Annotated in this window: 1 protein-coding gene; it reads right to left on the reverse strand. The window is 49.7% G+C overall.

All coding sequences use genetic code 11. From position 1 onward, the window contains the following. On the reverse strand, positions 1-536 hold a 536-nt coding region (locus R8N49_RS28950), incomplete at its 3' end, for a lyase family protein (protein ID WP_318190679.1). Between the last annotated feature and the right edge of the window lie 50 nt (positions 537-586).

A 586-nucleotide genomic window follows, 5' to 3' on the forward strand; every position in this document is an offset into this window, starting at 1 on the left:
GTTTTTACCACACCTTGCAAAGCTTGCTTCTTGGTTTCTAGGCTTTGGCTAAGATGAGCCAGTGCAGGCAACAACTTGTGTTCAATAGCAAGTGCTGAGCTGACTTGAATCGCCGTCGGCACCACATCGTTACTGCTTTGACCCATGTTAACGTGGTCATTCGGGTTGACGTTGCCGCCAAGCAATTCAGACGCGAGCGTGGCAATCACTTCATTAGCGTTCATGTTGGAGCTTGTCCCAGAACCGGTTTGGAACAGGTCGATAGGGAACTGATCGAGATGCTGGCCATCAATAATGGCTTGCGCGGCGTCTGCAATCGCATTGGCGATATCACCTTCCAGTAACCCTAGTTGTGCGTTGGTCAGTGCTGCCGTCTGTTTGATGTGGGCTAAAGCTTGGATGAAACCGCTTGGCATGGTGTGCTGGCTGAATGCGAAGTTATCGATAGCGCGCTGAGTTTGCGCTTGATACAAGGCATTCGCCGGGACTTTTACTTCGCCCATGCTGTCGGTTTCAATACGAAATTCGGTGGTCATAGTAGGGTTCCTTTCGTTTAATCAAGAAAAGTCTGAATGAGGCGTAATTG

This window comes from Vibrio sp. 1978, from assembly GCF_033344345.1.